Origin of the sequence: Syntrophomonas sp. (assembly GCF_028707975.1) — a bacterium.
Lineage (GTDB): Bacteria > Bacillota > Syntrophomonadia > Syntrophomonadales > Syntrophomonadaceae > Syntrophomonas.
This window is the reverse complement of sequence record NZ_JAQVZX010000086.1, coordinates 1-7,576: the sequence shown is the minus strand read 5'-3', so window position 1 is coordinate 7,576 and position 7,576 is coordinate 1. Positions and strand designations below refer to the sequence as shown.

The 7,576-nt window shown below is 43.4% G+C and carries 7 protein-coding genes; 3 read left to right on the top strand and 4 right to left on the bottom strand.

Features of this window, described 5'->3' with window-relative positions:
* Positions 1-143 precede the first annotated feature (143 nt).
* Positions 144-2,546, bottom strand: coding sequence for a sodium-translocating pyrophosphatase (locus tag PHP87_RS09640; protein WP_299920715.1), 2,403 nt, complete (start codon positions 2,544-2,546; stop codon positions 144-146).
* A gap of 896 nt (positions 2,547-3,442) precedes the next feature.
* On the opposite strand from PHP87_RS09640, the gene PHP87_RS09635 reads away from it, so the two are divergent.
* From PHP87_RS09635 to PHP87_RS09625, 3 genes are all read left to right on the top strand, one after another.
* Positions 3,443-3,757: a hypothetical protein gene (locus PHP87_RS09635; protein ID WP_299920712.1), complete on the top strand. Its 315-nt coding sequence runs from the start codon at positions 3,443-3,445 to the stop codon at positions 3,755-3,757.
* A 232-nt stretch (positions 3,758-3,989) separates the two neighbouring features.
* Complete coding sequence (locus tag PHP87_RS09630; protein WP_299920710.1) at positions 3,990-4,394, top strand: hypothetical protein; 405 nt, start codon at positions 3,990-3,992, stop codon at positions 4,392-4,394.
* 101 nt (positions 4,395-4,495) lie between these two features.
* Positions 4,496-5,425 (top strand): MBL fold metallo-hydrolase, encoded by a 930-nt coding sequence (locus PHP87_RS09625; RefSeq protein WP_299920707.1) that lies wholly within the window; start codon positions 4,496-4,498, stop codon positions 5,423-5,425.
* 29 nt (positions 5,426-5,454) lie between these two features.
* On the opposite strand, the gene PHP87_RS09620 is transcribed toward PHP87_RS09625, so the two are convergent.
* The 3 genes from PHP87_RS09620 to PHP87_RS09610 form a co-directional block, all read right to left on the bottom strand.
* Positions 5,455-5,667: a YgaP-like transmembrane domain gene (locus PHP87_RS09620; RefSeq protein ID WP_299920703.1), complete on the bottom strand. Its 213-nt coding sequence runs from the start codon at positions 5,665-5,667 to the stop codon at positions 5,455-5,457.
* Positions 5,668-6,163: 496 nt separating this feature from the next.
* Positions 6,164-6,898 (bottom strand): polysaccharide deacetylase family sporulation protein PdaB, encoded by a 735-nt coding sequence (gene pdaB, locus PHP87_RS09615; RefSeq protein WP_299920700.1) that lies wholly within the window; start codon positions 6,896-6,898, stop codon positions 6,164-6,166.
* Positions 6,899-6,952: 54 nt separating this feature from the next.
* Positions 6,953-7,576, bottom strand: a 624-nt coding sequence (locus PHP87_RS09610; RefSeq protein ID WP_299920698.1) for a polysaccharide deacetylase family protein, incomplete at its 5' end; no start/stop codon positions are given.

The window sequence follows — 7,576 nt, the reverse complement described above, 5'->3', positions numbered from 1 at the left end:
TTGTGGAGTGTTTGGAGTGCCTGAAGTATCGCTGAACTAAGGAGTAATGAATACCGTTCGGGCCAGTGGTTCTTAGTTATCATCAAAAAAGCCTCACGACTTTACGGTCGTGAGGCTTTTGATGGTGTGCTAAAGCTCTTCAACTATTTGGTGGGAATCCTCATGCCGTAGAAGGAACGCCACACGAAGAACAGTGCGATAAGCAGGAATACAGCGCCGACCACCGGAGCTATATTCCGGAAAGATTCGGAAATGGCAATTTCCATGGCTAGTAAACCAAACAGGGTGGTGAACTTAATGATGGGATTCAAGGCCACTGAAGAGGTATCTTTGAAAGGATCGCCTACAGTATCACCCACAACGGTAGCATCGTGTAAAGGAGTACCCTTTTCCTGCAGATCTACTTCCACGACCTTCTTGGCATTATCCCAGCAGCCACCGGCATTGGCCATAAAGACCGCCTGGAACAAACCGAATAAGGCAATGGAAATCAGATAGGAGACAAAAAGAGCCACCGGCGCATCATAGGTCCTGGGGGCGGAGAGGCAAGCAAAGGCCATAGCAAAGGAGAATATGGCGATAAAGATGTTGAACATTCCCGCCTGGGCATATTGGGTGCAGATCTTTACCACTTCTTTTGATTTCTCCGTGGACGCTTTTTGGCTGGCCTTTTCATCAAGTTGGATATTCTTCTTGATATATTCTACTGCCCGGTAGGACCCAGTGGTTACGGCCTGGATGGAAGCACCGGTAAACCAGTAGATTACCGCACCGCCACAGATGAATCCCAGAATAGTATAGGGGTTGAGTATGGTAAGGATGCTCTCTGGCTGAACTCCCAGAACACTCTGGATAACCAGAATTAGGGAGAAAATCATGGTAGTAGCTCCAACCACAGCGGTTCCAATTAATACTGGCTTCGCGGTTGCCTTGAAGGTATTGCCAGCACCATCGTTGGCTTCCAGATAGTACTTGGCTTTATCGAAGTCAGGCTTAAAACCAAAATCCTTTTGAATCTCCTTGCTGATATTGGGAAGGGTCTCAATCAGAGACAGTTCATAAATGGACTGGGCGTTATCAGTAACCGGTCCATAACTGTCTACGGCAATGGTAACCGGACCCATGCCCAGCATACCGAAAGCCACCAGGCCGAAAGCAAATATGGAGGGATAGATCATAATTTCGGCTAAACCAAAGCCGCTGAAATAATAGGCGGTAAACATGAGAGCCAGGAAAACCATACCTATCCAGAAGGCACTGAAATTACCGGCTACCAGACCCGATAAAATGTTCAGCGAAGGGCCACCTTCTCGGGAAGCTTTCACCACTTCCGCTACATGGCTGGATTTAGGACTGGTAAAGATTTTGGTGAACTCAGGAATTATGGCTGCCCCCAGGGTTCCAACACTAATTATAGCGGCCAGGATGATCCAGAGCGATTGCAGGTTAGCCGGAGCGTTGGAGGACGGTCCCAGTAGGAAATAGCTGACCGCAAAGGTCACCGCAATGGAAAGCAGGGAAGTAATCCATACCAGGCTGGTTAAAGGTTGTTCAAAATCGAATTCTTCCTTGCCGGCATACTTAGCCTGGCTGAAGGCTCTATTAATAAAGAATGAAGCGATGGAGGTAATAACCATCAAGACGCGCATTACGAAGATCCAGGTCAAGAGAGCCGTTTGCAGGGCTGGTGCTACTGCTAGAACGATAAAGGTGACCAGGGCTACGCCGGTTACCCCGTAAGTTTCAAATCCATCCGCAGTCGGGCCTACACTGTCACCGGCATTGTCACCGGTACAGTCAGCGATAACCCCAGGATTACGCGGATCATCTTCTTTTATACCAAATTCGATTTTCATTAAGTCGGAACCGATATCGGCAATCTTGGTAAATATTCCACCCGCGATACGCAAGGCGCTGGCTCCCAGAGATTCACCTATAGCAAAGCCGATGAAGCTGGCACCGGCCAGTTCCCGGGGCACAAAAAGCAGGATTATGAGCATCATAATCAATTCAACGCAGACCAGAAGTACCCCTATGCTCATACCGGCATCAAGCGCAATATTTAAAACCTTGAGCGGTTTTTTCTCCAGGCCCGCGAAGGCAGTCCGGCTGTTGGCCAGGGTGTTCATGCGGATACCATACCAGGCCACACTGTAGGAACCGAGGATACCTATCACGGTCCAGGCCAGGATCAGCAATACCCCGCTTAAGGGAGTTTTTTGCAGGAAGCCAAAGTAGAAGGCTATGCAGAATCCGATAAAGGCAAACAGTAATATAAGGAACTTGCCTTGCTGAATCAGATAAGTCTTACAGGTCTCATAAATGATACTCGCTACATCCAGCATGGATTGGTGAGCGGGGAGTTTTTTAACCTGGGTAAATTGATAAAGACCAAATAACATACCTAGTACGCAAACCACGATACCAGCGATAAGTAAATTATTCTGCTCTGGGCTCAACTTCGGAATAACCAGATTAGCTTCACCGGCAAAGGCTACCGCCGGCCACAGCAACAGCATAAGCAGGCTTAAAAGGGCAGCGAACATGGCCTTAGCTGCTTTTAAGTGCTTGCCTATAGGAAATAGAGCGACAAAATCCAAAGTCACTACTTATCAACCTTCTTTCTACATTTTTTAAAGTCTTCTTAGTGGGAGATCACTAGTCTCTATGTAGCTCGCCCTGGTAGGCCACAGTTCATCTTGGCGGTTACTAAAGTCAGCCATTTTATTTTTGGGTATTGTCGGGTCAAATCTGGAACAATGCAAAGTTGGCTTACTTGAGTTGTGCATAAACCGCTTGTTTAATAAGAACTTTTGGTACAGGAGATTTAACTCCTAAAAACTCTTATTAGCATAATTTTATTTATTAACGTTTTATCCCCTCCTTATACCTCATAAAAACCTTATCCTGCCTTAGACAGGAAATTTTTGAAGCCCGAAACAATTCTATATGCAAAGCCTCAGAGCTTGGCGAGAGAAGATCCCACAGAACAGGCTTGGAAGCACTGCGGTTGATTTGAGGTGAAAAATGGTCACAATACGGTCATATTAAAAATATTAGACTTCCCCGGGATATATTTCAAAGCCCAAAATACCGGCTTTCCTGGCAAAGTACCGAAAAAACAGGAAATTTGTACGATATTTCAGGCTATCTCAGAATTTAACGGGATTTCTTTGATTATCTCTTGACTTGACATCAGGTTTATGTAAAGCTAATATCGCCAAGGAATTTTATGAAGCATATAGATTTTATAGCAGGGGATGGCCCCGGTTTTTTATTTGTCCTTCCTTAATAATAGCACGTTGTTGCTTGCTTCTCTATTAAATGGGAAGTAAAAAATCTTGGCATTTATATGCTACCTATGCTTTTTGCAGGGATTATGCTTTCAGATGTCGAAACCAATATTTATATAAGGATGCGAAGTAGTTCGGAGGTGTGCTTTTTGAATTTTATTGGCATTGAAAACTTACGCTTGACAGACCGCAATAAAGCCGGTGGAGATGCAATTTTTGAACATAATGGAGAAAGGGTCAAAGCAGAATTTAATTTTTACCTGCAATTAAACGAATGTCTCAGTATTCGTCTGGGACGACATGATAAGCGATTGAGTACAGCTGATTTGGAGAATTTCATAAGTAATAAGCGAATGGAACTAAAGAAAATGGTAAAACCTGATGTGGAACGCTTACGCCGAGAAAAACGTAAAGAGTTGTATGGGGTGGAGGAGTTTAATAATCCCCATAAAAACTTGCCTTGAGCTTTTATTTATGGTATTTTTATGAGCGTGGCCTGAATCAATAGGATATAAATACCTGCAAGTTAAGTGAGACCTATTAAACCCTATTTTTAGGCGGGACTCACATATTATCTTAATGATAAGAGTAGAATTTGATATGGACAATTAATAGGCAATGGTTTATTGTATTACCCATAATAGTGCCCTTGGCAATGCTTATCTTGATCCGTCGGCTAATAAATACGGAGGTGATATGGTGAAGAAAAGATGGGGAAAGGGAGAACCGGTAAATCTCTCCGACTTATTAAAGATCACACCTGTAGCCAACGAAATACTACAATTAAGTGAAGAAATGGATATGACTTGTACGGATGTAATGTGGATAGTTGCCCAGATTATCGATAATAACGAGGAAATCAATCTTCATCACATAAGACATAATCCTGACGATGATGATTTAGTTCTGGATGAAGAGTGGAGTGAGGCCGACCTGGAAAGCCTGGAAGAGGAGATTGATCAGGCGCTATATACAGTTAGTGTTAAAGTCAACAGTCAGAGCCGTTTCCCTGAAGTGGCTTTCAAAGCCGGAATTAACAACCGGGAGGATATCAATTATTTCTTTGACATGGTATTGGAAATGTTGGAAAAGTTGGAGTAGATAAATGCTAATAGCTCACATAATGAACTGTTAATCAAGCCCGGGATTTCCGGGCTTTTTTATCTAGAAAGAGAAGTTGTTATTGGAGGGGGAGTTACAAAATGATAATTGCTTTAACCAGCGTAATTAAGTTGATTAGGCCGGAGGCCAGGGCTGTGTTCCCGTATAGTAATTCGTTGTATATCGATGATGAGGTGCAAACCTTTATAGATGCTGGTTCAGGGGGCAGGGCTTATGCGGAAATACCTACGGATAAGATTGAGTTGCTTTTGCTCAGTCATAACCACTTTGACCATGTAAATGGAATCAGTTTTTTCTCCCGAGCCAGGATTATGGCGGGCAGGGAAGAAGCTCTGACCTATCAGGATCAGGAGCTTTACCTGGAATTCTCCGGTTTTTACGATTGGGAAAGACTGATGGGGCAGATGGACCGGGGACTCCTCTCTGGCACCATGTCGCTTCCAGAAGATGTACCAGCCCAGCGTGGTTTTCAGGAAGTTCAATTGGATGGCTTGATCAAGGATGGGGATGTTTTCGAACTGGGGGCAACTTCGCTGAGAGCTATCCACTTGCCAGGTCATTCTCCCGGTCATTATGCTTTTTATTGTGAAAAGGAAGGGATTCTCTTTTCTGCTGATTTGGATTTGGCACCGGACGGACCCTGGTATGGGGGAGGACTTTCTGATTTTGACGAATTGGAAAAATCAATAAAAAAGCTGATAGAAATAAACCCCCGTATACTGGTAACTTCGCACCGGAGGGTATTTGACGCTGCTCAGGATAATATTCCTGCTTTGCTGCAGGCCTATCTGGATGTGCCTTTGAAGAAGGAAGAACAGAGCCTGATTTACCTGGCTGAGCCCAGGACTATTGATGATATTGCACGGCAGGATTTTATAGAAGGCTTCAAAGGGAAAACGCCGTATGCTGTCTTTTTTACTAAAATGATGATTGATAAGCACCTTAAGCGCCTGGGGAAAGCCGGGAAAGTGAAAAAAATTAATGAGACCCATTACATAAGAATAGTATAGAATTCCCCGGCCTAATATATATTCCTTCATTATTCCAGTGCTTTGTTTTGTTGGTAATGATTTTTGATTATAGCCCATAATTCATATAGCGGGGAATATTTTAATAGAGCCGTGGCCAGTTCTACGCAACCCAGGACACCGCTTATGGTGGCATGCCAGCCAGTTAAGATTTCTGTACCCGAGGCGAAAAAGAAACAAAAGCTTAAAATATAACGGGCGATTATACCATCTTTGCTTAACATCAGTTTAACCTCACTTACTTTAAAAATTATTACGATTGCTAAATCTAGTATTGAGCCTTAGCTACTCAAAGTATGTGAGGCAGCGCTTGTTAAGTTCAGGAAGGAGGGGATTATTCCGGGAGAAACCTGAGGAGAGCTCGGGCTTAATCAGAGGCAGATCTTTAGAAGAGGAAGAATTAACCCCTTTTTTACCTGATTTTAACGAGTTATTCATCATTCTGTAAGGAACAACCCTTGTAAAAAATAGGTATATAGGTTATGCTATATCAAGCTTGAAGCTGGCAGTGGTTCTGGCAGGTGGCCTTAAGTGACCGGGAAGCGGAGCAGGTTGCGTGAGAACTTCAAGCTGAATGTACTTATAAGAAAGGAGGGACTTTATAATTGGATAAGAAGTTAATAGACGAAATACTCAGAGACATTGGTCTTGAGCATATTGAAGGATTTGAAGACCAGGAAGAGTAAGCTGGAAGCCATTTGAGGGTAGGATCAAATGGCTTCAATTGTTTTCTGGGGGTATTTCTTTTAGCAAGGTCGAGACTGTAACCAGTTCGTAGCCTTGTTCCTTAAGGTTTTTTATTACGGCGGGCAGGGCATCGGTAGTTTGTTTGCAAGTGTCGCTGGCGTGCATAAGAATAATAGCTCCGGGATGAACCTTCTTCTTTACCCTTTCTATAATGGTAGCGGTTCCCGGATTCATCCAGTCCAGAGAATCAACACTCCATTGAATAGCCTCATAATTTATTTCATGAATGGCTTCAATAACATGGTCATTATAGTCCCCGTTGGGGGTTCTTATCAAATTAGCATTCACTCCTGCTACCTCGTTAATATTCTTGTGAGCTTTCATAACCTCTTCCTTAATTTCACTTTTACTTAAAGTACTGTAATTGATGTGACGATAGCCATGACTGGCCAGTTCATGACCGTCCTTTTTAATCCTTTGTACTACTTCCGGGTTTTCTTTAACCCAGGGACCGGAAAGGAAAAAGGTGCAGGTAACATCCGCTTCTTTCAGAATCTCAATAACCGGCATGGGAGTTTTGTTACCCCAACTAATATCAAAGGTAAGAGCCGCCATCTTTTTCTCGGTTGGTACTTCATATACCGGCTTGTTTTTATTATAGGCCTGTACATATAAAGCTCCACTTACCAGGATAATCAGGGTAACCAGAGCGGTAAGGGTCAGCCTGGTTCTGGCCCGTATCTTGTAAAAACCAAAAACTTTGGGCATGCTTTTTTCCTCCTCTCTTTATTCTCCTACATTTTTATGGCGATGTTTCCAACTTTATTCCTGCTTCTCCAAGAGCATTAAATCACTCATAGTTAGAAAACGGTAACCTTTCTGCTTAAGCTTAGGAATCAGTTCATCCACTGCGCGGGCTGTTTCCAGGCCGTTTTTATAGCCATCATGAAGTATTATTATCTGACCAGGTTTTATGTTTTTTATTATGTGGGCGGCAATTTGAGAAGAACTGTTTCCTTGCCAATCTTTACTATCCTGCTGATAGGTCCAGTAGGCTATGGTGATTTTTTCTTTCTGGGTGACCTCAACCATATCATAGGAAAGATAACCGCCTGGTGGACGAAAAAGCTGGGGCTTTTGGCCGCTGATACGTTCAATCAATGCATTGGTTTTCTGGATTTCTTCCTGGTAAAACTCCTTTTTCTTGTGATTGAAATCCGCGTGACTATAACTGTGGTTACCGATTTCATGTCCTTCAGCGGCCATTCTTTGCAGAAGTTCAGGCTGTTTTTCCGCCCTTATTCCCACAACAAAAAAAGTGACCTGGGCTTGATGCTTCTTTAATACATCAAGAACTACCGGAGTATTTACTGGATCGGGGCCATCATCGAAGGTCAGGGCCACTGCTTTTTCCGTAGTTTTTACATCAGTTATCACCAGTTTCTG